Source organism: Paenibacillus melissococcoides (assembly GCA_944800085.1).
Classification (GTDB): domain Bacteria; phylum Bacillota; class Bacilli; order Paenibacillales; family Paenibacillaceae; genus Paenibacillus_B; species Paenibacillus_B melissococcoides.
Map to the genome: position 1 here is coordinate 224,053 of CALYLO010000006.1, position 23,555 is coordinate 247,607.

27 protein-coding genes and 1 pseudogene are annotated in these 23,555 nt (G+C 50.5%); 21 read left to right on the forward strand and 7 right to left on the reverse strand.

Going from position 1 to position 23,555, the window contains the following annotated elements; genetic code table 11:
- Nucleotides 1–7: 7 nt before the first annotated feature.
- On the reverse strand, nt 8–712 hold the full coding sequence (locus tag OCY70_RS21375; protein WP_249725589.1) for a sigma-70 family RNA polymerase sigma factor: 705 nt from the start codon (nt 710–712) through the stop codon (nt 8–10).
- A 190-nt stretch (nt 713–902) separates the two neighbouring features.
- On the opposite strand from OCY70_RS21375, the gene OCY70_RS21380 reads away from it, so the two are divergent.
- Together OCY70_RS21380 and OCY70_RS21385 are read left to right on the forward strand one after the other, a co-directional pair.
- The gene (locus tag OCY70_RS21380; RefSeq protein ID WP_213430887.1) at nt 903–1,238 is read left to right on the forward strand and encodes a hypothetical protein; all 336 of its coding nucleotides are present in this window, start codon (nt 903–905) and stop codon (nt 1,236–1,238) included.
- Nucleotides 1,239–1,339: 101 nt separating this feature from the next.
- Nucleotides 1,340–1,684 (forward strand): carboxymuconolactone decarboxylase family protein, encoded by a 345-nt coding sequence (locus OCY70_RS21385; protein WP_213430886.1) that lies wholly within the window; start codon nt 1,340–1,342, stop codon nt 1,682–1,684.
- Between the two features lie 84 nt (nt 1,685–1,768).
- On the opposite strand, the gene sdaAA is transcribed toward OCY70_RS21385, so the two are convergent.
- The 3 genes from sdaAA to OCY70_RS21400 form a co-directional block, all read right to left on the reverse strand.
- Entirely contained in the window at nt 1,769–2,644 is an 876-nt protein-coding gene (sdaAA, locus tag OCY70_RS21390; protein WP_213430885.1) for an L-serine ammonia-lyase, iron-sulfur-dependent, subunit alpha, read from the reverse strand.
- A complete protein-coding gene (sdaAB, locus tag OCY70_RS21395) occupies nt 2,629–3,339 on the reverse strand; it encodes an L-serine ammonia-lyase, iron-sulfur-dependent subunit beta (RefSeq protein WP_213430884.1) in 711 nt (236 codons plus the stop codon). Before sdaAB ends, sdaAA begins: the two co-directional genes overlap by 16 nt.
- 74 nt (nt 3,340–3,413) lie before the next feature.
- Nucleotides 3,414–4,457 carry a PTS sugar transporter subunit IIC gene (locus OCY70_RS21400; protein WP_213430883.1) on the reverse strand — a complete coding sequence of 348 codons (1,044 nt, stop codon included), beginning with the start codon at nt 4,455–4,457 and terminating at the stop codon, nt 3,414–3,416.
- A 423-nt stretch (nt 4,458–4,880) separates the two neighbouring features.
- On the opposite strand from OCY70_RS21400, the gene OCY70_RS21405 reads away from it, so the two are divergent.
- Nucleotides 4,881–5,564 carry a helix-turn-helix transcriptional regulator gene (locus OCY70_RS21405; RefSeq protein ID WP_213430882.1) on the forward strand — a complete coding sequence of 228 codons (684 nt, stop codon included), beginning with the start codon at nt 4,881–4,883 and terminating at the stop codon, nt 5,562–5,564.
- 216 nt (nt 5,565–5,780) lie between these two features.
- Nucleotides 5,781–6,344 (forward strand): RNA polymerase sigma factor, encoded by a 564-nt coding sequence (locus OCY70_RS21410; RefSeq protein ID WP_249725588.1) that lies wholly within the window; start codon nt 5,781–5,783, stop codon nt 6,342–6,344.
- 89 nt (nt 6,345–6,433) lie between these two features.
- Here OCY70_RS21410 and OCY70_RS21415 read toward each other — a convergent pair whose 3' ends face one another.
- Nucleotides 6,434–6,796, reverse strand: coding sequence for an SH3 domain-containing protein (locus OCY70_RS21415; RefSeq protein WP_213430881.1), 363 nt, complete (start codon nt 6,794–6,796; stop codon nt 6,434–6,436).
- A 417-nt stretch (nt 6,797–7,213) separates the two neighbouring features.
- Here OCY70_RS21415 and OCY70_RS21420 point away from each other — a divergent pair, with 417 nt between their 5' ends.
- From OCY70_RS21420 to OCY70_RS21470, 11 genes and pseudogenes are all read left to right on the forward strand, one after another.
- Entirely contained in the window at nt 7,214–7,465 is a 252-nt protein-coding gene (locus OCY70_RS21420) for a DUF7660 family protein (RefSeq protein ID WP_213430880.1), read from the forward strand.
- Between the two features lie 85 nt (nt 7,466–7,550).
- Nucleotides 7,551–8,183, forward strand: coding sequence for an immunity protein Imm33 domain-containing protein (locus OCY70_RS21425; RefSeq protein ID WP_213430888.1), 633 nt, complete (start codon nt 7,551–7,553; stop codon nt 8,181–8,183).
- A gap of 43 nt (nt 8,184–8,226) precedes the next feature.
- Complete coding sequence (locus tag OCY70_RS21430) at nt 8,227–8,586, forward strand: phosphotransferase (RefSeq protein ID WP_249725587.1); 360 nt, start codon at nt 8,227–8,229, stop codon at nt 8,584–8,586.
- A gap of 460 nt (nt 8,587–9,046) precedes the next feature.
- A protein-coding gene (locus OCY70_RS21435; RefSeq protein WP_261944570.1) for an IS5 family transposase occupies nt 9,047–9,810 on the forward strand; the annotation gives its coding sequence in 2 pieces (ribosomal slippage) (nt 9,047–9,368 and nt 9,368–9,810; 765 coding nt in all).
- Nucleotides 9,811–9,882: 72 nt separating this feature from the next.
- Complete coding sequence (locus OCY70_RS21440; protein ID WP_213429806.1) at nt 9,883–10,587, forward strand: hypothetical protein; 705 nt, start codon at nt 9,883–9,885, stop codon at nt 10,585–10,587.
- 168 nt (nt 10,588–10,755) lie between these two features.
- The gene (locus OCY70_RS21445) at nt 10,756–11,433 is read left to right on the forward strand and encodes a response regulator transcription factor (RefSeq protein ID WP_261945163.1); all 678 of its coding nucleotides are present in this window, start codon (nt 10,756–10,758) and stop codon (nt 11,431–11,433) included.
- The gene (locus OCY70_RS21450; RefSeq protein WP_213429808.1) at nt 11,430–13,253 is read left to right on the forward strand and encodes a sensor histidine kinase; all 1,824 of its coding nucleotides are present in this window, start codon (nt 11,430–11,432) and stop codon (nt 13,251–13,253) included. Before OCY70_RS21445 ends, OCY70_RS21450 begins: the two co-directional genes overlap by 4 nt.
- 183 nt (nt 13,254–13,436) lie before the next feature.
- Nucleotides 13,437–14,114: a GDSL-type esterase/lipase family protein gene (locus OCY70_RS21455; protein ID WP_213429809.1), complete on the forward strand. Its 678-nt coding sequence runs from the start codon at nt 13,437–13,439 to the stop codon at nt 14,112–14,114.
- Nucleotides 14,115–14,149: 35 nt separating this feature from the next.
- Nucleotides 14,150–15,556: an MBOAT family O-acyltransferase gene (locus OCY70_RS21460; RefSeq protein ID WP_213429810.1), complete on the forward strand. Its 1,407-nt coding sequence runs from the start codon at nt 14,150–14,152 to the stop codon at nt 15,554–15,556.
- Nucleotides 15,557–15,570: 14 nt separating this feature from the next.
- Nucleotides 15,571–16,722 carry a DHHW family protein gene (locus tag OCY70_RS21465; RefSeq protein ID WP_213429811.1) on the forward strand — a complete coding sequence of 384 codons (1,152 nt, stop codon included), beginning with the start codon at nt 15,571–15,573 and terminating at the stop codon, nt 16,720–16,722.
- Nucleotides 16,719–17,228, forward strand: a pseudogene (locus OCY70_RS21470) (DUF4358 domain-containing protein). Before OCY70_RS21465 ends, OCY70_RS21470 begins: the two are co-directional and overlap by 4 nt.
- Before the next feature lie 213 nt (nt 17,229–17,441).
- Here OCY70_RS21470 and OCY70_RS21475 read toward each other — a convergent pair.
- A complete protein-coding gene (locus tag OCY70_RS21475; protein WP_213429812.1) occupies nt 17,442–18,137 on the reverse strand; it encodes an aspartate/glutamate racemase family protein in 696 nt (231 codons plus the stop codon).
- 44 nt (nt 18,138–18,181) lie between these two features.
- Nucleotides 18,182–18,412: a GrpB family protein gene (locus OCY70_RS21480; protein ID WP_261945164.1), complete on the reverse strand. Its 231-nt coding sequence runs from the start codon at nt 18,410–18,412 to the stop codon at nt 18,182–18,184.
- Between the two features lie 162 nt (nt 18,413–18,574).
- On the opposite strand from OCY70_RS21480, the gene OCY70_RS21485 reads away from it, so the two are divergent.
- The 6 genes from OCY70_RS21485 to OCY70_RS21510 all read left to right on the forward strand — a co-directional run bounded on the left by OCY70_RS21485 (nt 18,575) and on the right by OCY70_RS21510 (nt 23,536).
- A complete protein-coding gene (locus OCY70_RS21485; RefSeq protein ID WP_213429813.1) occupies nt 18,575–18,772 on the forward strand; it encodes a hypothetical protein in 198 nt (65 codons plus the stop codon).
- Nucleotides 18,773–18,992: 220 nt separating this feature from the next.
- On the forward strand, nt 18,993–19,343 hold the full coding sequence (locus tag OCY70_RS21490) for a VOC family protein (RefSeq protein WP_213429814.1): 351 nt from the start codon (nt 18,993–18,995) through the stop codon (nt 19,341–19,343).
- A gap of 227 nt (nt 19,344–19,570) precedes the next feature.
- Nucleotides 19,571–20,701, forward strand: a complete 1,131-nt coding sequence (locus OCY70_RS21495) for an amidohydrolase/deacetylase family metallohydrolase (RefSeq protein ID WP_261945165.1) — start codon at nt 19,571–19,573, stop codon at nt 20,699–20,701.
- Nucleotides 20,655–21,767 (forward strand): DgaE family pyridoxal phosphate-dependent ammonia lyase, encoded by a 1,113-nt coding sequence (locus OCY70_RS21500; protein WP_213429816.1) that lies wholly within the window; start codon nt 20,655–20,657, stop codon nt 21,765–21,767. Before OCY70_RS21495 ends, OCY70_RS21500 begins: the two co-directional genes overlap by 47 nt.
- A complete protein-coding gene (gene dagF, locus OCY70_RS21505; RefSeq protein ID WP_213429817.1) occupies nt 21,760–22,515 on the forward strand; it encodes a 2-dehydro-3-deoxy-phosphogluconate aldolase in 756 nt (251 codons plus the stop codon). Before OCY70_RS21500 ends, dagF begins: the two co-directional genes overlap by 8 nt.
- Nucleotides 22,508–23,536, forward strand: coding sequence for a sugar kinase (locus tag OCY70_RS21510; RefSeq protein WP_213429818.1), 1,029 nt, complete (start codon nt 22,508–22,510; stop codon nt 23,534–23,536). Before dagF ends, OCY70_RS21510 begins: the two co-directional genes overlap by 8 nt.
- Nucleotides 23,537–23,555 lie beyond the last annotated feature (19 nt).

Sequence of the window (23,555 nt, forward strand, 5' to 3'; positions counted from 1 at the left end):
ATTTTCCTCAGGAGGGGTGCTTGATACCGCGGTTACAATTTCTTTTTGAGAAAAATATGATGAAATCTGCCTCTGCGGGAAGGAAAAGCAGCTCGTTGATTCTGATTCGCTTCCGCGGGACGCAAGGCAGCGGAGCAAGGTTGCTGTAACCCAGCTCCGAGCTTACTGTCGGGTCATCGTCCACGTTCCTTTCTTCAGGGGATTCTAATATTTCCGCCAACAGCTCGCGAGCCCGGTGCAGCCGGGATTTCACGGTCCCCTCCGGGACGCCCGCCGCCTTGGCTATTTGCCGAATCGTCATATCTTTATAATAGTAAAGCTGAATAACTTTACGCAGATCATGCTCCAGATACGTTACCGCTTCCCTCAGTTCAATGGCTTCGAAGGAATCTCCAGCCTCGGCCGCATCCCATTCCGCCGGCTTCGCGAGCGGATTCCGCTTGCGTTCTCGCAGCAGTTGGCAGCATTCATGCACAAGAATCCGGAACAGCCAAGTCTTGAAGTAAGCCGGTTCTTTCAAGGTGCGTATCGCTCTGAACGATTTGAATACCGTTTCCTGGACCGCATCTGCGCAATCCTCCTGCCGCTTCAGATATGAACGGGCCAAGCGATACAGACCGCTCTCATAGGCGAGTATCAGCCTGCTGAAAGCATCCGCGTCGCCCCGCTGGGCGAGCAGGACTAACTGCTCCATATTCTGTTTGGTCAACACATTGCAGGGCCTCCTTTTCCAATAGGTAATTTCATCCTTTAGTATAGACGGCGGAAGAGAGGTTTCGGTTCACAAAAAAATAAAATTTTTGTATTCGATGCAGGAGGCAGCGAATTGGCGAACGCCCCTGTTTTTCCTTTATAATGTTCGGAAAGGGAAAAGCTTTTCTTCAGATCAAGGGGGTGCAGCGGTGAGCGTATTGGCGGTACAGACATGCATCGAGATTACGAGGACCATTGATTCCAACGAGGAACGCATAACGGAGACCTCGTTCCATATCGAGCTGCATGCGCATGAGGTCCGAATCCGGGATAAGCGGATTGCCATGTCGCAGATCTATGATATTTCCTGCCATCGCAAGCATGGCGGTTCGGATGCGATTGGCTTTCTGTATTTGCATACTCATCGCGGGGTGGAGACGTATTTTGTCCGCGATAATCCCGCTTCGTTCATCCATGCGTACAAGAAGCTGAAGCGGGAATCCCGATTGCTGTTGAATCGTCCACCCGATCAGCCGGAGGGATGAAGCCGGCTTGTCCTGGTTATCCTAGGGAACGAAGCAGATTGGCCGCTGCCCCTGAGCAGGAGATCGTTGCATCGGACGGGGGCGGCAGAGAAGGAGCGATTATGTCCGAAATGGATAACAAAGTGCAAGCTTATAAGAATGAGATTTCCGAGCTGGAATCGACCTTGCCGGAAGTCGCGCAGGCTTATCATGCGTTTACGGGCGCTTGCTTCGCCGACGGGGCGCTGGATGCGAAGACGAAGCAGCTGATAGCGCTTGGGATCGGCTTGTTCGCGAACAACGAGGTATGCACGTTATACCATGTGAACGAGGCGAGACATAAAGGAGCGGGCGATGCGGAAATTATGGAGGCCGTAGCGGTCGCGGCCGCTATCGGAGGCGGTCATGCGCTGTCCCAGGGCGTCATGCGGGTGCAGCGGGCGCTGAACGGCGCTTACTTGTCTTAGGCGTGTCCGGTCCGATGCCGGAACCTATATGTTTAAAGTCCCCGGCGGCGGCGGTTCCTGTCCGGGGACTTTGGCATTTTCATCTTATTGGGCTTCACCAAGCACCTTCGCTTCCAGCTTGCGGCCGGTTGGCGTGTTGGCCAGCCCTCCTTCCGCGGTCTCGCGCAAGGAGCTTGGCATGGAGAGGCCGACCTCATACATCGCCTGGATGACATCGTCGGGCGGGATTCGGCTCGTGATGCCGGCCAACGCCATATCGGCCGCCACAACCGCCGCCGAAGCGCCGACTCCGTTGCGCTTCACGCAAGGAACCTCCACCAGACCGGCTACGGGATCGCATACCAAGCCGAGCGTATTTTTGAGCGCGATCGCCATTGCCTCGGCCGACTGGCGCGGCGTTCCGCCCGCCATCTCGACAACCGCCGCCGCGGCCATTCCCGTAGCGGAGCCAACCTCCGCTTGACAGCCTCCAGCCGCGCCCGAGATGAAGGCATTGTTGGCGATGACGAACCCGAAGGCTCCCGCCGTGAACAGAAACTCCACCATTTGCTTCCGCGTCGGCTTCAGCTTCTCCTTGACGGCGAATAGCGTCCCCGGCACGACGCCTGCCGCTCCTGCGGTAGGGTTGGCGCAGATGATGCCCATGGCCGCGTTCACTTCATTGGTCGCGATCGCCTTGCTGACCGCATCGAGAATGAGCGGACCGGCCAAGGAATGTCCGCCGGCAATGTAGCGCTGAAGCAGGACGGCATCTCCACCGGTGAGGCCGGAATGGGAGACGACCCCTTTCAGCCCTTTCTCGATCGCCTGCTCCATCACTGTCAGGTTGGCTTCCATCATTTGCATAATTTCGTCTTCCGTTTTCTGTCGAATCTTCATTTCTCTTTCCAGCATCACACGAGATATTTTGATTTGTCTCTCCTCGGCAAGCTGGAGCAGCTCGGCTACGCTATGGAACATGGTCTGCCTCCTTCGGAGCTGGTGCGCTGGTACGTCTTCACTTGCCATATCTCCTTAATATGGGGGAGCGTATGCATATGATGGATCACCGCGTCGTCGACCGATTCGTCGAGCTCGATCGCCATCAAGGCGCTTTGTCCTTTACCCGAACGGGATACTTCCATATATCCGATGTTGATATGATGCTCGGCGAGCAGCGACGTCACATGGGCCACGGCCCCGTGCTTGTCCTCATGCAGGACGAGCATCGTTGGATGGCTGCGGTGGGTCGGATTGTCGTCCAGTTGAATGACTTCGCGGATCTCCATGCTGCCGCCGCCAATCGAGATGCCGACGACCTCCAGCCCGCCGCGCTTGTCCCGCAGCGTCAGCCGCGCGGTATTGGGATGCTCCACGGCGTCATCCGACAGCACGAACTTCACGTCCAGCCCTTGCTCCGCGGCGATGTGGAGGGCATCGGGAATCCGCTCGTCCGCCGTGTCGAAGTCAAGAATCCCGCTTACGATGGCCACATCGGTTCCATGGCCCCGGTATGTCTTGGCGAACGATCCATACAGGGTGACCGTGACGGATTCGGGCAGGCGCCCGAACAGCTTGCGCGCCACGCGGCCGATCCGGTTGGCCCCGGCCGTATGCGAGCTCGACGGGCCGATCATAACGGGGCCGATAATGTCAAAAACGGAATGAAACGGCATGGTTCGATTCTCCTCTCATCAGGTGTGTTGATGTATCGGGATTACCCGTAAAAGACTTCATGCATGTGACTCGATCAAGCTACTTCGTTGCCGGTTGCGGGTGCGGTTCCGCGGATTTCGGCGACGGTGCGGATCTTGAAGTTTTTGAAGACGAGCGATCCGATGAAGCCCGCCGCGATGCCGCAGAGCGCGCACAGGACCGCCGCGATCGTGACCGTCATCGCATCGTTGAAGCCATACATGACCATCAGTCCGGCAATTGGGGTCGCCGTGCCGGTGGCGTTGTTGGTCAGGTTGAACAGGGCGACGACGATTCCCGCCATGGCCCCGCCCAGGAAGTTGGTTGTATAGACCGGTATCGGGTTGGCGGAAATGATGTCCGCTTGCGTTAATGGCTCGATGGCCACGGCAATCGTGGAGCGGCGGTCGCCGAACTTCATGCGATGGAAGAACACGAAGTTCATGAAGGACGAGCCCATGACGGACAGGGCCCCGATCGCCATCGGCAATCCGGTCAGACCCAGCATCGCGGTAAGCGCCATGGAGCTGAGCGGCGCGGTCGCGACGACGGTAATGACCCCGCCCAGGACGATGCCCATAATAATCGGATTGTTGTTGGCTGCCGTCGTAATGATACCGCCGATATTGAGCAGCGTGGCGTCGACGATCGGCGCCGCCATATTCGCTGCAAAGCGGACGAGCGGTGCGGCGACGACAATACAGACGATGAGATCCAGTCCGTCCGGAACCTTCTTCTCGATCAGCTTGACAAGGAACGAGACGAGGTAACCGGCGATAAAGCCAGGGAGCAAGCCTGTGCCGGCACAGGCTGCGCCAAGCAGCAGCGCGTAGACGGGGGAGACGCCCATTGCGAGCGCGACCAGCGCGGCAGCGGTTACGCCGCCCATGCCGCCGGATGCGAGCCCGACTTCCTTCGCCAGCTCGAAGCCGAACAAATCTCCGCCTACATAACTCTGGAACGCTTCCACCAAAAAGCTGGCAACCGCCGCATTGGCCAATGCGCCCATGGCCTTCATGCCATTCGGCGCTTTGAAGCTGAAGAGGGAGAACAGGGACAATACCAGTAAGAGCAGTAAGGTGCCGATTGCGATGTCCATACTCGAAGTTCCTCCTTGTGTGTGCACGTTGATTAGTAACCGCTTTCAAAATTTAAAAATTAATGCATTGCTTCAGGGAATCAATTAAGTTTGAGTCAATCTTGAATTTATTAATCTAATCAAAAAAAATTGAGTAGATTAACTGAAATTGATTATATCAAGTTTGTCTCGAACATACAATCCCGCTTTCGATAGAGTTTTAAAATTTGCCGCATGTTATGCCGATAAACCTCTAAAATCGCCTATATTGTGGCAGTTTTGGAAGGTTGATCGGGAAATTGGCGAATCGGGGATTGATTGCCTCCATCCTTCGCGTTATGATGTTACTAATCGTTAATTGAATTAAATTATGTTGATATAATCAAATTTTTTTAATTGACCGCAATGCCAAAATACAGGTTGCCCAAGGAAGGATTTGATTCCATGAATACGAGATTTACGGAACAGGATCGTTCTATATTGCAGTCGTATGATTCGATGGTGGAAGGTTTGGCGGATTACTTGGGGGATGCCTCCGAAATCGTGCTTCACAGTCTGGAAGATTACCAGCATTCCGTTATCAAGATTGCGAACGGGCATCACACGGGAAGGGAAGTGGGAGCGCCGATCACCAATCTGGCGCTGCAAATGCTGCAAGAGATCGAACAGTCCAACTCGAAGCAGGCGATCAGCTATTTTACGAGAAGCAAGAACAATCGTCTGATGAAATCGAGCACGATCGCGATACGGGGCGAGGCCGGGAAAATTATCGGGCTGCTCTGCATCAACATGAATCTGGACGAACCGTTTTCCCAGGTGCTGCAAGCCTTCGTGCCGCATCCGGATATGGAATTGGAATCGAGGGGGCAGCAGGAGCATTTTGCCTCTTCCGTCGAGGACATGATCCAGGAAACGATCGAACGGACGATTGAAGCGGTTGACGCTTCCCCCGATATCTCGTATGCGAACCGGAACAAGCATATTATCGGCCTCTTGCATGATCGGGGCGTGTTCAATATGAGGGACGCGGTCACGATTGTCGCGAACGCGCTCAAGATTACGAAGCATACGGTGTATTTGCATCTGCGCAATCATACGTCGAAAAGTGAAAAGAAAGCCAGCAATTAAGTGGGAAGGGGAGGAATCTCCCGCCATGGATCAAGAGCTTCAGCACGGAAATGCTGAGGCTCTTTTTTGTTGCTGTGAAGACCGCTGTGCCTGTTATAAATGTAAAATATCACTTTACTTTCTGGTTAAAAATACATATTATTTATGATAGACATAATTAGATTTAATTGGGATTTATATAAATATATAACAAATGAATCTGCAGGGGGTAGCACTATGCTGAGGGAAAGATACGAGCGTGATGAGCTTTTCTTCCATGAATTATGTGATGCCTATTTCAAGCCAGTCTATAAATATTGCAGGAAATTGGCAAATTCGCAAACAGGGCTGATGGACTTCGCCGATGAATGTACGCAAAATACCTTTCTGGAAGCGAGAAAGCAAATTTCCAAGTTAAAAAATCACCCGAATGTGGAAGGATGGCTATTCACTACGGCGAGAAATTTTGTTAATCTTTCATTTCGAGCGATGTACCTGAAAAACAAGTATGAAGTTTTCATGTCAGATGACATCAATGACCGCTTAGAATCGAGGAATAATGAGATCGATCAGATTATTGAAAACGCTGTCGATGTGGATGATTTATATCAAGAAGTGTTAATGAACTTGAGTACAAGCGAATACGAACTGTATGCGGATTATTATATGAAGAAAATGTCAATCGCGGATTTGGCTCGCAAATATAATGTTTCGGCTAACGCGATTACGACAAGAATTTACCGGATTAATAAAAAAATCAGGAGCATTGTTCAGACGCTTGTCGTAAGTCTTGATCTTTGATAGAGCCCTGCAAATCATCAATCCGCCGCTGTTGAGGGGATATAATCGTTCAATCGCAATGGGCAGCCCCATTGCGATTGAACATGGAATCATCCGATTTCGGTCAAATAATTGACTGCAACCCAACCAGAAGTATTATGTTTGTAGCTGTAGACATTGATCCAGTAATAGCCGTCCGCGTATATCGGATCTTGACGGCCCCCGTTCACCATATCGCCCTTATATAGCAAGCCGATCGTTGTCCCGGATAAGGAAGGCTTGGTTCGCAATCTAACCCCATCTGCCTTTACTTCATACGTGGCACTGAAAAGGACAATTCCGTTTTCGGCTGTCACGGCTTGATGCTGATTATTCACATTGGCTTGAACCTTATTCTCCGCAGCATATGCTCCTTGACTCATAACGGCCGTACTAGCGATTGCCAACGACAAGATTGCAACTTTTTTGAACATTTGAATAACAGCTCCTTTTTATGATAGTGGCCTTTATATTCTACGAAGGGTAAAGTCTAACTCTTTCGTGGAATTAGGATGATATATACCCTTCATCTATTACATTGCTTATAAATTCCTGGATTACATAAAATTTGTGAACAATTTTCAAAATAAGGGATTGTTTATCGCGAGGTGCTGCTTTTTATAGGGAGGGGAGGTCTTTTTATATTTCCAAGATTATGAACTGGGGATATACTTAGGGGGAAGAATCGTCGGCGAACCGTGTGGAGTACTGCATGAAAGATGAAGATGCCGAGTTTGAGGATTATAAAAGCTTGAGGATCAGGTTATGAATATAAGAAAAAAATGATTTGCATTTCTATTACGTGATATGCAAGTCCTGATGGAAAATGGCAAAGGATTGAAAGTGAAAAGATGAAGAAGATACTTTTCGAACTGGTAGATGAAGTGACAGATGAAAAATCCTTTCTGCACTTTATGAATGAACTTCGAAAGGACCGGTCAAACCACAAAGAAGAGTGGGAGAATGAATCGATAGATGCCTTTCTGGAAGCCGCTTATGAATGGGGGTTGACGTCAATCGACGGTCTCTCCTACTATAACAAACCCGATAATCCTTGGAAGAGGTGTGCTCAGATCCTGTATATGGGAAAGATTTATGAGTAGGCCTGAAAAAGGGAGAAGTGTATCCAGGAATCTGGAGCACTTCAATATTGCGCAGATCTCTACAATAAAAAAAGCGAGGATTATGATGACTTGGTGTCTCGACAGCGCTGTGGAAAGAAATAAAAAGGCCCCTTACACCTTCTATATTCCAAGCCCTGCCGTAATTGAAATGCTTCAAAAGGGCGACAAAGTCAAACTCATTTTTGTATCGACGGAACAGGAAGATGAGTATACTTGCGAACGAATGTGGGTCGAAATTGCAAAATTGGAGGGTGAATATTTTATCGGTGAATTACTAAACCATCCAGTCAAACTTACCAATTTAGAGCTCGGTCAAACCGTGAGTTTTTCAAAAGAACATATTTCTGATACCGAGTATAGAGACCCGGAGGAACATAAATGGGATTACTATTTCGATAGTAAGATCATTGTAAGCAATGATGTTCTCGAAAGAGAGGAATTCAATTTCTTGTTAAGGGATTATCCTAGAGACGATGAAGATACGGGATGGACCGTATTTAGTGGTTATGAAGATGACGAGTATGTGAATGACCCCGATAACCTGCAGGTTATTTCCATTGGCGCCATTTTGAATATGGATGATTCCGTTTTAGCGTTTATCCAAGATGAACCCCAATGTGCCTATGATCGCCATCAAGAAACAGGGAAGTTTGTGAAAATTCATGATTTTGCTTGGGATGATTATCACAACGGATGAGATCACATTGCGATGATAAGATCCCTGGAAAGGAAGAGAAGCGTTGGCTCATCTTATTCGAGATATTGATTGGATGGAAATCAGCAGCGAGGCACATTCACTGCTTCAGCCAGAGGACTCATGCATCACCATTCTTCCCATGAAGTCCGGTCTGGAAGCAGAGGTAACGAGAATCAGCATAGGCGGGCTTCATTTTGTGCTCAAAGTATGGAATCAGGACTCCAAGCCAAATGTTCATGCTCAGTATAAGCTGTTAGAAGCTCTTTACCGCCGGGGGCTGCCCGTTTCCCAACCTTATGGTTGGGGGCTTGATCGAGATGAGAATCCGACATTATTAACCAGCTTTGACGGAAGTCCTATCGAGAAAGCAAATCAGCCTTTGTTTAAATCGCTTACAATGTAAGCGGAGGGGAAGTAAACCATAATCGATTGGACAAACGGGCAGCTTGGCGACCCCAGATACGATCTTGCCTGGTCAATGGTTCTGATCAAGATATATGTAGGCATGAGGCCAAGTTCCCATTATCTGTCTGCATTGTAGCGGAAACTGCATATACACACGAGGAGCTGGAGCTGTTCGAGGCAATGGCTTGCTTACGATGGGTATTGCTTCACAGAGTGGCTTATTTGCCTACCCGAAAAGGCACGCTTTCAAGAGTAAGGAGCCTATTGAAAGGGAATTGGCATTTGAATGAGGATTTATTTTGATAAATGGAATCTTAAAAAAATTGATTCTTGGGCACCTTCCATTTTGGGAAGCCAAGAGACTTTAAGGTTAGTTTAGATCCGAGAAAATATGCATGTGGTAGCTAGGGCGTGTACGCAAACTATCGAAATAGCCAAATATCTGGTAAACTTATCCTATGAGAAGACGATATGAGATACGAGATGACCAATGGGAACGACTCAAAGACCTCTTGCCACCGGAACGGAAACCACAGGGTGGACGTCCGGCAATCGATAACCGAAAAATGTTCAATGCCATGCTTTGGGTGATTCGTTCTGGTGCGCCTTGGCGAGACTTGCCAGAGCATTATGGCTCCTGGAGCAGTGTCTACAGTCGTTTCCGCCGCTGGGAGAAAGCAGGCATCTTTGATCGAATGCTAGACGTTCTGGCTGCCAATCCCGATGACGAAAGTGTTATGCTCGATGCTTCCATCGTTCGTGTTCACCAACACGGCGCGGGGGCAAAAGGGGGCAGCAATTCCAAGCCATCGGACGATCACGCGGAGGATTAACCAGCAAGATTCATGCCGTTGTAGACGGCCTTGGCAATCCGCTACGCTTCGAAGTAACCGCAGGCAACATCAATGATTGTGTAACGGGTTATGAGATCCTGCAAACCCAAGACATACAAGGTAAACATGTTTTGGCGGATCGCGGATACGATACCGATAAAATCATTGCGCTTTTGGAAGAGAAACTGGCCCATTCCGTCATTCCCAGTAAGAAGAATCGCACGATCCAACGTACAACCGACTGGTGGTTGTATAAAGAGCGTCATCTGGTCGAATGCCTGTTCAACAAACTCAAACATAATCGTCGGCTGGCAACTCGGTACGATAAATTGGCCTGTACTTTTGTTGCCTTCTTAAAGCTGGCCTCTTCCATGATCTGGTTGGCTTAAGGTTTGCATACACGCCCTAGGATCCACTTTGAAAATTCTAAAAATAATATTTGAAAATAGAGGTTTTACTACATGAACGACGAGTTGAAAGAAGTTATCATTGGTATAACCAAAGCTGCTGTATCAGAACTGCCCTGCGGTGGAATCATCAACGGGCTGCTGGAAATCAGAGGAAAGATCGCTCAAAGAAGAATAAATAATTTTATAGAGAGGTTTTTAGATTACTTGCAGGGTGTGGGACTTACCTTAAATACAGATATTTTTACGTCCGAAGATTTTAATGATATGTGTATGGCGATAATTAAACGTGTTGTTGAAACTAAAAGTGAACATAAATTAATGATCTTTAGAAATATAATGGTTTCGAGTACATCTGCTACTTATCATTCAGATTTTAATGAGACATTTTTAGATCTGGTTATGAGATTGGATTTTCTAGAAATAGAAATTTTAAGAATGTTTGAGCATACCGGAAGAACAGGGAACTTGGATGTCGGTGAAAACGAGGGTGCTCTCGTTATGGTAAAGAGTGCATCGTATAAAGATAAAATTATTGAAAAAATAAAAGAAGAATCAGCACACTTGTCTACTATTGAAGCTCTTGGTAAGTATGAATTTTACATTTGTGATCTTATATCTAAAGCATTACTTGTAGATAGTAAAACAGTAGGGAACTCATATGGGAACTTAGAAAAAGAGGGATTAACGGTTCTCTATATAACTGACTTTGGAAAGGAATTTTTGAGATTTATAAGAGAGCCGAAGATGGTTCGTTAAGGCAAGGCTTGGGAAAGACCCCATCATAGCTTTCATTTCCTCCCGAACACATTTGTCTCCATTCCCCCCGACATGTTAGGATATCCAATAATGTAGGACATGCTTCTGAAGCAAGGCTCCCAAGGCTGGTATGGGGGCGCTGCTCCAAAAAAGATGTGAGGTCATCATATGTCAAGAACGATATTGATTGTGGAAGACGAGCATATTTTGCGGGAAATTATGAAGGATTATTTTTTGAATGAAGGGTATGAAGTACTGGAAGCGAGCGACGGGAAGCAGGCGCTTGCGCTATTTCATGAGCATGAAGTCCATTTGATTATTCTGGATATCATGCTGCCTGAGTTGGACGGATGGTCGGTATGCCAGCGCATCCGCAAGGCGTCGAATGTTCCGATTATTATGTTGACCGCGCGTGAGGATGAGGATGATACGCTGCTCGGGTTCGAGCTCGGCGCGGATGACTATGTAACGAAGCCGTACAGTCCTCCCATCTTGCTGGCCCGGGCGAAGCGGCTGCTGGAAAGCCGGCATACCCCCGAGAAGGAGGCCGACTCCTTATCCGGCGGCGGCATTACGGTTCATTTCCCATCCCGAACGGTGACGATAGACGGGAAGAATTGCAGCTTGACGCATACCGAATTTGAAATATTGGCGTATCTGATGAAAAACAAAGGGCTCATCATCACGAGAGACCAGTTGATTACGAAAATATGGGGCTATGACTTCGTCGGGGACGATCGCACGGTCAACAGTCATATTCGCAATCTGCGTTCCAAGCTGGGGGAACATGCCAAGTCCATTGTCACCGTCGTTCGTTCGGGCTATAAATTCGAGGATCAGCCATGAAAAAGGGCATCGTATTCAAGCTGTTTCTATTAACGACCGCCTTATGCCTGTTCATCCTTGCGATCGTTTTTGTGGGACAAACCTTATTTTTCAAACAAATGTATGTGCACCAAAAGGTGGCCGGTGTAAAGTCTGCCCTGGAAGCCTATGAACAGGACTACCTGAAGCATGCCGGGAACGCACAGGCGATGGCCAGGCTTGAACAAGATTTTTATCAAAAGCATGGCACCTGGATCGCGGCCTTGGACGCCATGGGCAATTTGCTGTATACCGATGATTTTCACATGGAGATCAGACTGGATCGTGTCGGCGGCAGCTCCGGCTTAGGCGGTACCACGCTTACCGTTCCGCTGTACACCGTCATGAAGGTCGAGGACTTCAGCAGCGACAATCCGTTTTTGGTTCCCTGGATTGAAGAGGGGGAGCGGATTGCGTTGGAAGGCCTAATCATGAACAATCAGCTCGCCGTGCAGCGGATGGGGCGAAGTGTCTCCAATCTGAGGGAGGAGAACCGTCTCGAAAACCATCAGATGGTGAACAAGGAATATGAAGTCGTCCCCCGGTTCGAGAATCCGGCGCAATATTTTGAAAAGTATCACTCTTTCCTTGAAAATGGCACGATTACGGCTATCCGGACACCGGAAGGAGCTGGCGTGTCACGCTATACGAACCATTTATTTCTGGACCGGATCAAAGCTTTTCAGGCGGATCTGCTGTACGGAGACTATGACAGCAGCGCGAATCCGAGTCAAATCATCGATTTTGAAGAAAATCATGTGAATTACAAAATCTTCGTGGATCGCATCGAAGATCGCAACGGGAAGGCCGCCTACCTGTTCGCGATGACGTCGCTGCAGCCGGTGAGCGAAGCCGCGGGGATGATGCAGGATTATTACGTGTATATCATCATCGCCACGCTGCTGCTCGTGCTGCTGGCCTCGTTCTATTTCTCCCGCCGCATTGCCCGGCCGCTGCTGCGCATGAACGAGACGACGCAAAAAATGGCCGACCTGGACTTTGCCGAGAAAATTCCGGTCACGACCAAGGATGAAATCGGCGAACTGTCCCGCAACATCAACGAGCTGTCCGGGCGGCTGCATTCCCATATCGCCCGGCTGGAGGAGGACATCGAGAAAGAAAAGCAGCTCGAGAATACGCGGAAGGAGTTTATTTCCGGGGTATCGCATGAATTGAAAACCCCGTTGAGCGTCATTCAAAGCTGCCTGTCCATTCTAAAGGACGGGGTGGCCAGCCATAAGCGGGATTATTATTTTGCGGCGATGGAGGATGAAGTGAGACGGATGGATGTGCTGATCGCGGATATGCTGGAGCTGGCCAAATATGAGTCCGGCACGTACAAGATGGAGATGGAATCGTTCGATATCGCTGCTGTCCTGGAGCGAATGTGCGCGAAATTCGCTTCCGAGATCGCGGGCAAGCAATTGCAGCTGCAAACTCATCTTCAGCCGTTCGAAGTCGTAGCCAATCAACGCCGGATCGAGCAGGTGATCGTCAATTTCCTTACGAACGCGATTCGCTACACGCCCGAACGACAGGGCATTATCGTCTCGACCATGGAGGAGCGGGACACCATACAAATGTGCATCGAAAATAAAGGAGCCCATATTCCCGATGAGCAGTTGGAGAAAATATGGGACCGTTTCTATCGCGGCGAACCTTCCCGCGAACGCTCGACTGGAGGAACCGGGCTCGGTCTGGCGATCTCCAAGAAGATATTGGAGCTGCACGGGGTGCCCTATGGCGTAACCAATACGGCGGAAGGCGTGATGTTCTATTTCCACTTGCATAAAAAAAGGTAGAGAGTGCGGAACTTCGGTTCTGCGCTTTTTTTCGTTCAACAACATGAAGCCGGATATTTTATCAAGCAATTTTTATGTCATCTGCATTTTATCTTTATCTCTCTCTATTAATCTGTTTTGTGTGAGAGGGGATGGATGGAATATGACAGCAAGACTACCTGAAAGGAAGAAAGGGAGAGGAAGATGACAAAAAAATTAATCTCTACACTGTTGATCGGGAGCATCGTATTCACCTTGGCCGCATGCGGAAAGGAGTCCAACGGCCAACAATCGCAAAATCCGCCGCTTCAAGCGCAACAACAGGAAGGCGCACCTGCCGAGCCAACCGAAGCTTCATATCGATCGATTTTTCAAGACAGCGTATTTCTGGGGGATTCGATTACCGAGGGGCTATCCTTTCATGATGTGCTGGATGAGGCGAATGTGCTGGCAGGCGCGGGCAAAACAGCCGAATTCGCGCTGGAGGATATCGCCGAGTTGACGAAACGCAATCCGAAACATATTTTTATTCAATTGGGATCGGATGACATCCTATGGCCTACGGATGATCCGAAGGCCTACTCGTTGAAGCATTACGCCGCACTGATCGGCGCGATAAAGGAAAAGCTTCCGCAGGCCGACATCACGCTTTTATCGGTAACCCCGGTTACTGCCGAGCGGGAGAAGGAAGAGCCCCGTTACAAAAATATAAGCGATTATAATCAAGGCTTGAAAGAACTGGCTGATAAGGAGCAAGCCGGATTTGTCGATTTGTCTCCGGTCGTGGCTAATCATCCCGATCTTTATGACGAGGACGGCATCCATTTTAAAGCCGAGTTTTATCCGTTCATGCTGGATGCGCTGAAGGATGAAGTGAAATAACATGCCCATCGTTCAATCACGGGAGGTGACAGAAATTGGTTTTTAGCAGCCTCCTATTTCTGTTCCTCTTTTTGCCGGCAACGATTCTGGTTTACTATGTATCGCCGAAGAAGCTTAGAAATGCCGTTCTGCTCGCCGCAAGCCTGATCTTCTATGCGTGGGGCGAGCCTGTCTATATTTTCATCATGATCTTCTCGACCGTATTCGATTATGTTAACGGACTGTTGATCGAGAAGTACAGGCACCGCAAGCCGATCGCCAGAGCGGTCTTTATCGGCTCCATCTCCGGCAGCTTAGGCATTCTCTGTTTCTTCAAATATGCCGGATTTGCCGTCGACACGATTAACCAGCTCTTCCATCTGCATATTCAGGCGGCCGATCTGCCGCTGCCGGTAGGCATATCCTTCTATACGTTCCAGACGATGTCTTATATCGTGGACGTATACCGGGACAAAGTGCCCGTACAGAAGAATCTGATCTCCTTCGGCGCTTATGTCACCATGTTCCCGCAGCTTGTCGCGGGTCCGATCGTCAAGTATGGCGATATCGCGAGACAACTGGTCTCCCGAACGATGAAGCTGGACCGGTTCGGCGAAGGGGCGGAATTATTCATCAGAGGACTTGCCAAAAAAGTGCTGCTGGCCAACAATATCGGCTTGCTATGGACGAGCGTGAAGGCGACCCCCGCAGGAGAGCTGAGTGTACTGTCGGCCTGGCTTGGCATCATCGCCTTTACGTTCCAGATCTATTTCGATTTTAGCGGATATTCGGATATGGCGCGCGGTCTCGGGAAAATGTTCGGGTTCGATTTTTTGGAAAACTTCAATTATCCCTATATATCGAAAAGCGTTACGGAGTTCTGGCGCAGATGGCATATTTCATTAGGCGCCTGGTTCTGCGAATATATCTATATTCCGCTCGGGGGCAACCGGTCGGGCCCGCTGAACCAGTTCCGCAATCTGTTCGCGGTCTGGCTCGCCACCGGCTTATGGCACGGAGCAAACTGGAATTTTATTTTGTGGGGCTTATATTTCGGTGTTTTCGTTACGGCCGAGAAGCTGTTCCTGTTGAAATGGCTGCAGCGCAGTCCTCGCTTCGTTGGACATGTCTATGCGCTTCTCATCGTGATGGTCGGCTGGGTCTTGTTCGAATACGAAAATCTGGGTTCCGCCGCGGAATTCATTGGGGCGATGTTCGGGTACGGCGCGCACGGATTGGCAGACCGTCAAGCGCTCTATGATCTGTCCGCGAATGTGGTCTTGCTGATTGTCCTGGGATTTTGCGCGACGCCGCTTCCCCGGAAGGCGTTATCGTTCTTCAGGGAAAAAGGGAAGATGGCAGGAGTTGTCCTCGTTCCGGCGATGTATTTTCTGTTCCTGTTGCTGTCGACGGCTTATCTGGTCACGGAAACGTACAACCCATTCCTATACTTTCGCTTTTGAAAGAGGCGGCGTTCATGAACAAGTACGACAAAATCTATAAGTATACGATGGCCGTACTGCTGCTCCTCTTTATAGGCGCGCTCGCCGTGCTGAATCTTCTGACGCCGGATCGCGAATTTTCGGAAGCGGAAAATCGGGTGTTGGATCGGTGGCCAGATTTTTCGCTGAAGACGCTGGCGGCGGGAAAATTTACTTCCAACTACGAAAAGTATGTGTCCGATCAATTCGTCTTCCGGGATGCCTGGATCGGGGTCAAAACCGATGCGGATCGTGCGATGGGGAAGAAGGAGAGCAACGGGGTGTTTTTGGGCGAGAATGGCTTCCTCATTCAACGGTTCAATCCGCCGGAAGACAGGGATGTGGAGAATAAGGCAGAGGCGATTCGCGCGTTTGACCTTGCCACGCCCGGCGTTCGCAAATATATAATGCTTGCGCCTACCGCTGCCATGCTACTCCAGGATAAGCTCCCGGCGTATGCCGCGGCTGGCGATGAATCCGCCTATGTGGACAAGGTCCGGCATGCGCTTCCTGCCGGTATTCGCTTCGTCGATGTGTATCCCGCGCTGTCTGCCGAACGGGAACAGCCTATCTTTTACCGGACCGATCATCATTGGACGACGGCAGGCGCCTATTACGCCTATCGGGAGCTATGCAAGCACATGGGGATCATCCCGCAAGACAAGGAAGATTTCCACATTCGGCCTGTAACGAATGAATTTTACGGCTCGCTCTATTCGAAGAGCGGATTCCGGCATATGCGGCCAGACCGCATTGAGCTCTATCTGCCGAAGAAGGAAGCCAGCTATAAGGTGGAGTACGTTGATGAACAGCGAACGACGGATTCCTTGTACGAGCTGAACAATCTCAACAAGAAGGACAAGTATACGGTGTTTTTCAACGGCAATCATGCGCTGATTAAAATCACGACGGCCCGCCCGGAGGGAAAGAAGAAGCTGCTGGTGGTCAAAGATTCATACGCCAATAGCTTGCTGCCCTTCTTAACGGAGCACTTTAGCGAAATTTATGTCGTCGATCTCCGGTATTACGGGGAAGACTTGACGGCGCTCGTGCGGCAGCACGATATCCGTGACATGCTGTTGCTCTATAATGTCCATACGTTCTTTGAAGATCCATCTATTCAGAATCTATCGGAGTTGATTGAATGAAACGATATAGACAAGGGGCTTGGAAGCCTTTCGTCTTAATGATGTTAGCCGCCGTTGTCATCGGCGCATTGGCCGGATGTTCCGGCAAAGCCGGGGAGGAGCCCTCGGCCGCCGCGGTGGGGGAGCGAATCCAACGGGCGGTGAATCTGGATGAGATGAAGCAGGGGGACATCAAGAAGCTGGCCAAGCTGTATCATATCGAGGCTGATGAAGTGGAGGATTTTATTCTGTATACGGCTGCCTCGAATGTGAAGGCGGACGAATTGGCGATCATCAAGGTAAGAGATGCGGATCAGGTTGAACGCGTCAGGCAAAATATATTGCAGAGAATCGATGCCCAGACAGTATAGTTTAAAGACTATCGCCCGGAAGAGTATTTTCTTATCGAAAAGCATGTGCTGAAAACGAAAGGGCGCTTTGTCTTTTTCGCGGTCTCGAGAGAAGCCGATCAAATGGAAGCCGCGTTTGATAGCGCGTGGCAGCTCGGCGTGAAGTCCGAGTTGTAATATTTGGCGAGCCTAACAAGCGGAAGTTCAACAGGACTTCCGCTTTCGGTCCTGTCTGTCAAGGGCTGACTCTGCCTGATTTAAGCAACGGGGCTGCCAGATCGGTCTAATCGGGAAATCGGCCGTTAAGGGGAAAGAGCTTGAAATCAGGCTTTTTCCCCTTCTGCTGGGCGTGTGGCATGAACTTCATATTTAGAGCTTTATTCAATAATTTTATTTTGATTCTAATGCTATGTTAACTGATTCAATTGCTTGTATTAGCGTTGTATCAAACAAGAGTACATCAGCATCCTCTGGTTTTATCAATAAGCCAATTTCAGTACAACCGAGGACGATTCCTTCTGCACCATTATTAACCAAGTGTTTAATTACTTGTTTATAATCGTCTCTTGATGATTGTTTAATAATCCCCAAACATAACTCTTCATAAATCACTTTATTGACGATTTCTCGTTCAGAATGGTTTGGAATTAAAACCTTGATTCCGTTTGCCTCTAATCGTGACTTATAAAAATCTTGTTCCATTGTATACTTTGTTCCTAACAAACCTACCGTACTTATGTTTGATTTTTTAATTTTATTTGCCGTAGCATCCGCGATATGTAAAATTGGAATGTTTATTTTTTCTTCAATATATTCAATGACTTTATGCATCGTATTTGTGCAAATAACGATAAAATTCGCTCCTGCTTTTTCTAATGAACAGGCAACATTGCCTAATCGTATACCAGCATTGTCCCACTTGCCTTCTGCCTGATAACGTTCAATCTCTTCGAAATCAACGCTGTATAAAAGACATTCTGCTGAATGCAACCCGCCCAGTCTTTTTTTTACTTCTTCGTTAATGATTTGATAATATTCAACCGTTGATTCCCAACTCATTCCACCTATAAGTCCAATCGTTTTCACGAGTTTTCCGCTCCCTCTTTAATGCTATTTTTCATGCGGCTGCATTACTCCTCTTCCCAAACGTTCTGAAGCGGAAGTCCCTTCTCCATTCTTGCGGCATCGACTACCTTCTGGATAAATTCGGTTTTAAAACGGGTATATTGCTCCATAGTAACTCCATTAATTTTGGCCGTTCGCTTTTTGATCTCGCTATATTCCCGGATCAAATCGGGATGTTTCTGTAAATAGTCCCGAAAAAGAAACTTTGTCTTCCAACGCCCGTACCTTCCTCTCAAGCATAATTCATATTAGATGAATAGATTTCCATTTCTTCAGGACATTCATCTTATCAAACCTCAAACGCTAGCGTCAAACCCTTGGAGGCTCAAGGCTCTGTTGATAGAGTGCAACCGCTTATGTCCTCTAATTAAAGCTTTTCATGGCAAGAAGGTTTTGTCATGACGATGGGCGTGCATGAAATTATGTTCGGAGCCTATCGATCATTGTTTTTACGAATGAAAAGAAGAGCGACTTTTTTGCATATCGCGTGTTCTCCAAAATCTACAAGCACTACGCTGCTCAAGGGCAGTATGTCAAGCGAGGCGGATATTATGCTTGATGGACGAAATGGTCAAAACAAGCCCTTACTTATATGAAGGCTGCCCGGAGTCCTTCGATTGGGAATTTATCAGGCCTCAAGCAGCCCGCCGCACAGTACGGCCGGCACCCGTACGGCCAGGGTTGCGCATAGGGATTCAATCGACTTGACGGGTTGTGACGGGCAGAGCAACGAACCGATCGGGCAAAGGTTATCATTTGCACTAATGTGATACGATAAATAAGGAACAAATATCCAGGATAAGGATGTGTAGCCTTGTGAAACTGAATCATCTCAATCTTACGGTCACTGATGTTCCGGCGGCTTCCGATTTTTTGACGACTTATTTCGGCCTGCAAGCCATGGACACGAGCGGAGATCCGCGAGGCGATGCTTTTGGGGTGCTGTTTGACGATGACGGATTAGTGCTCACATTAATGAAAGGATCTCAAGCCAGTTACCCGAAAACATTTCACATCGGCTTCATCCAGGAGAGCGAAGATAAGGTGAACGAGATGAACCAGCGGCTGAAGGAAGACGGATTCGATGTCGCGCCGCCGAAAAGATCCCATGCCTGGACATTTTATGTGAAGGCCCCGGGCGGGTTCACCGTCGAGGTGCTCGCTTGATAAGCCGTTTCGGCCCTTAGCCCTTGCGCGCCGCGCAAGGGCTTTTTGACGATATTGCGGCCTGTGACCGTTACAGGACGGTAAGGTGACGGAAACGAAAACATTATAACGTTATATTGACGCAGGCGAAGTGGAGTGCTACGATGAGACCAAACATTATAATGTTTTGCTTTTCGAGAAGGAATCTTTGGATTTTTTCTTTCATTATTTGAAATGAGGTGATCACGTTGACCGAGCGGATCGTCCTGCGCGGCCTCAAACGCGTGGATGGGACGTATATGGATCTGGTCGTCGAGGACGGAATCATTACCGGCATTACGGAAGCGGGCGCCAGTCGCGGCGGCGATATTCTGGATTATACGAATACGGAGACTTATGTATCCAGCGGCTGGATCGATCTGCATGTCCATGCCTTCGAAGAGTTCGATCCTTATGGCGACGCGATGGACAAGATTGGCGTGGAGCAAGGCGTTACGACTATCGTCGATGCCGGAAGCATGGGGGCGGATCGGATTGGAGATCTGAGGGCGCAGGCGGAGCGAGCCGCCACGAACGTGTTGGCGCTGCTGAATATTTCCAAGATCGGGCTGATGCGCACGGATGAGCTGTCGGACCTGGCCTGGATCGATCCGGCGGCGGTGCGGGAAGCCGTCGCGGAGCATCAGGACTTCATCGTCGGGCTCAAAGCGCGAATGAGCCGAAGCGTCGTGCGCGGGAGCGGCATCGAACCGCTCAAGCAGGCGCGCGCCTTGTCGGACGATACAGGGCTTCCCGTCATGGTACATATCGGGTCGGCCCCGCCCGGCATTGAAGAAATTGTTCCCTATTTTCAGCGGCGCGACGTGATTACCCATTACTTGAACGGCAAAGCGAATAACTTGTTCCGGGATAATGGAGAGCCGCTCCGCGTGCTGACCGACGCGATTGCGCGCGGCGTGCATCTTGACGTTGGGCATGGGACAGCGAGCTTCTCGTTCAAGGCAGCGGAATCCGCCAAGCGGCATCATATTCCGCTCCATACGATCAGTTCCGACATTTACCGGGGCAACCGGCTGAATGGACCAGTATACAGCTTGGCCCGCGTCATGTCGAAATTCCTGTATCTGGGTTATTCGTTGGCAGAGGTAATCGCGTCCGTGACGACGCATGCGGCGGATTGGCTCAAGAAACCGGAGCTGGGCCGGATACAGGCAGGGGATCGGGCCAATTTGACGCTGTTCGAAGTGCGGAAGGAACCGGTTGAGCTGACGGATTCGGAAGGCGATGTCCGCATTGGACATCAACATCTTGTAGCTAAGGGAGTGTTTGCAAATGGCAAGTACGTTGCATGTGAAGTACGGCCTGAAGCGCGTCATTAATGCCAGCGGCCGCATGAGTATCCTGGGCGTGTCCGCGGCGACGGACACGGTGATGGAGGCGATGAAGATCGGTGCGCAAAGCTATGTGGAAATTGCCGATCTCGTCGATAAGGCAGGCAGCTATGTCGCCAAGCTCATCGGTTCCGAAGCGGCCGTCATCGTGAATTCGGCATCGAGCGGAATCGCGTTGTCGGTCGCGGGCATCGTAACGCAAGGGGAACGCCGCCGCAGCCTTCGCCTGCATCAGGATCCGAGCGAGAAGAACGAGATTATTATGTTGAAGGGTCACAATGTGCAATACGGCGCTCCCGTAGAGACCATGGTCTATCTGGGCGGCGGCAAGGTGGTGGAAGCCGGTTATGCGAATGAAGGCCGGGCCGAACATATCGAGGACGCGATTCATGAAAAGACGGCGGCCATACTCTATGTGAAATCCCATCATGCCGTGCAAAAAAATATGATCTCGGTCGAAGAAGCGTGGGAAGTAGCGCAGCGCAACCGGGTGCCGCTCATCGTCGATGCGGCTGCAGAGGAAGATTTGCAGAAATATGTGAACGTATCCGATCTGGCGATCTACAGCGGCTCGAAGGCGATCGAGGGCCCGACGACGGGCATCGTGGCGGGCAAGCGGCAGGCCGTGGAATGGGTGAAAGCCCAACTTCACGGCATCGGGCGGAGCATGAAGGTCGGCAAAGAATCGGTATTCGGGTTGCTGCAGGCCTTGGATGAGTATATGGCGAAGGAAGACAAGAGCGAGCAGGAGAAAGAGATGCTTGCCAAGCTGATGCCGCTGAATGAACTCGAGGGCGTCACGTGTTCGATCGTTCAAGACGAAGCGGGCCGGGCTATCTACCGTGCGCGCATTCAGATTGATCCCGCGCTTGCCGGCACGACGGCCACCGAGGTCGTCGAAGGCTTGAAGTCGGGAGAGATTGCGATCTACACGCGCGATTACGGGGCAAGACAAGGCTATTTCGATATCGATCCGCGCCCGCTCATGGGGGACGACATCGACGTTATCGCGGCGCAAATTCGTAAATTAGCGGGAGGGACTGCTCATGTCTAAGATGGAGAAACGGTTGTACAAAGGACGCGCGGCGCTGAATGTGCTTGCCAACAGCGTAGGCAATGCGAAGGAAGTGTTCGATGCGGCGGAAGGACATGTGCTGGTCGGCGTCCTGTCCAAAAACTATTCGACGGTCGAAGCGGCCGTCGAGGCGATGAAGGAGTACGGCGCGGCGATTGACGAGGCCGTGTCGATCGGGCTCGGCGCCGGCGACAATCGCCAAGCGGCAGTCGTCGCGGAGATCGCGAAGCATTACGGCGGGACGCATATTAACCAGGTGTTCCCTTCCGTTGGCGCGACACACGCCAATCTCGCTGGCAAAGACAGCTGGATCAACAGCCTGGTTTCGCCGACGGGCCAGGCCGGTTACGTCAATATTTCAACGGGTCCCGCAAGCGCCGCACATGCGGATCCAGCAATCGTTCCGATCAAGAGCGCCATCGCTCTGGTGCGCGATATGGGCGGCAATGCGCTTAAATTTTTTCCGATGGACGGACTCGCCTGCGAGAGCGAGCTGCGCGCCGTGGCGAAGGCATGCGGCGAAGAAGGCTTTGCGCTGGAGCCGACCGGCGGAATCGATCTGGACAACTTCGAAGCGATTCTTCGCATCGCCCTCGAAGCGAATGTGCCGATCGTCATTCCGCATGTCTACTCTTCTATCATCGATAAGGCAACCGGGAAGACGAAGGTTGAGGATATGCGCATCCTGTATGCGACAATGAAGAAATGGGTCGATTATTATGCCTGATCGGACTCCCAAAAAGATCGCGGCCTTCGGAGAGGTAATGATGCGGTTGACCGTGCCTGGGGTGGAGCGATTAAGCCAAGCCAGCCGGCTCGATTATTCGTTCTCCGGCACGGGCGTCAATGTCAGTTCGCAGCTTGCCCGCTTCGGGCATGAGGCCTATCTGGTCTCGAGGCTGCCGGACAATCCGCTGGGCGAAGCGGCAGAGGCTCACCTGCGCAAGCTTGGCATCGGCACGGCTTATCTTGTCCGCGGAGGGAACTATTTGGGGATGTACTTCTTCGAAAAGGGGTTCGGGGCGCGCCCGGGGAGGGTCACCTATACGGATCGGCTGGGAAGCAGCTTCAATACCGCTCCGGAAGATGCGTATCCGTATGCCGATATCGCGAACGGGATCGACGCCGTTCATCTGTGCGGCATTGCGCTGGCGATGAACGATGGCGTCCGCCGCCATATGAAGGCATTGGCAGCCGCCGTCAAGGCTGCGGGAGGGCTCGTCATCTTCGACTGCAACTACCGCCCGGCGCATTGGGGGGGAGGCGGGCATGGGAAGGCCAAGCCCCATTATGAGGAGATGCTGCAGCTTGCGGATATCGTCATGATGAACGAAAAGGATGCGATGCTGACGCTGAACATGAAGAGCGGGAAGGCCGGACGGCGGGAACAGGCGGAGGAATTGATTCCCCAGGTGGCCGAGCAGTATAATATTTCCGTCATCGCCGGCACCCATCGCACGATTGTGGACAGTCAGACGCATTCGCTGCAGGGCTTTTTGTATAAGCGGGACTCCTTTTATTATTCCGAACCGTTAACGTTCGCGGTGCATGATCGGATTGGCGCGGGGGATGCCTATACGTGCGGCATCCTGCATGGCGAATTCCGCGGCTTCCCGCCGGAACGGACGGTAAGGTTCGCCGCCGCTTCCAGCATGCTTGCGCATACGATCGAAGGCGACACGCCGATGGCGGCCGAGCAGGAAGTGATGCGGGCGATGGATGAGTCCGGGATCGATGTCGAGAGGTAAAGGGAAGCACAGCAAGTAA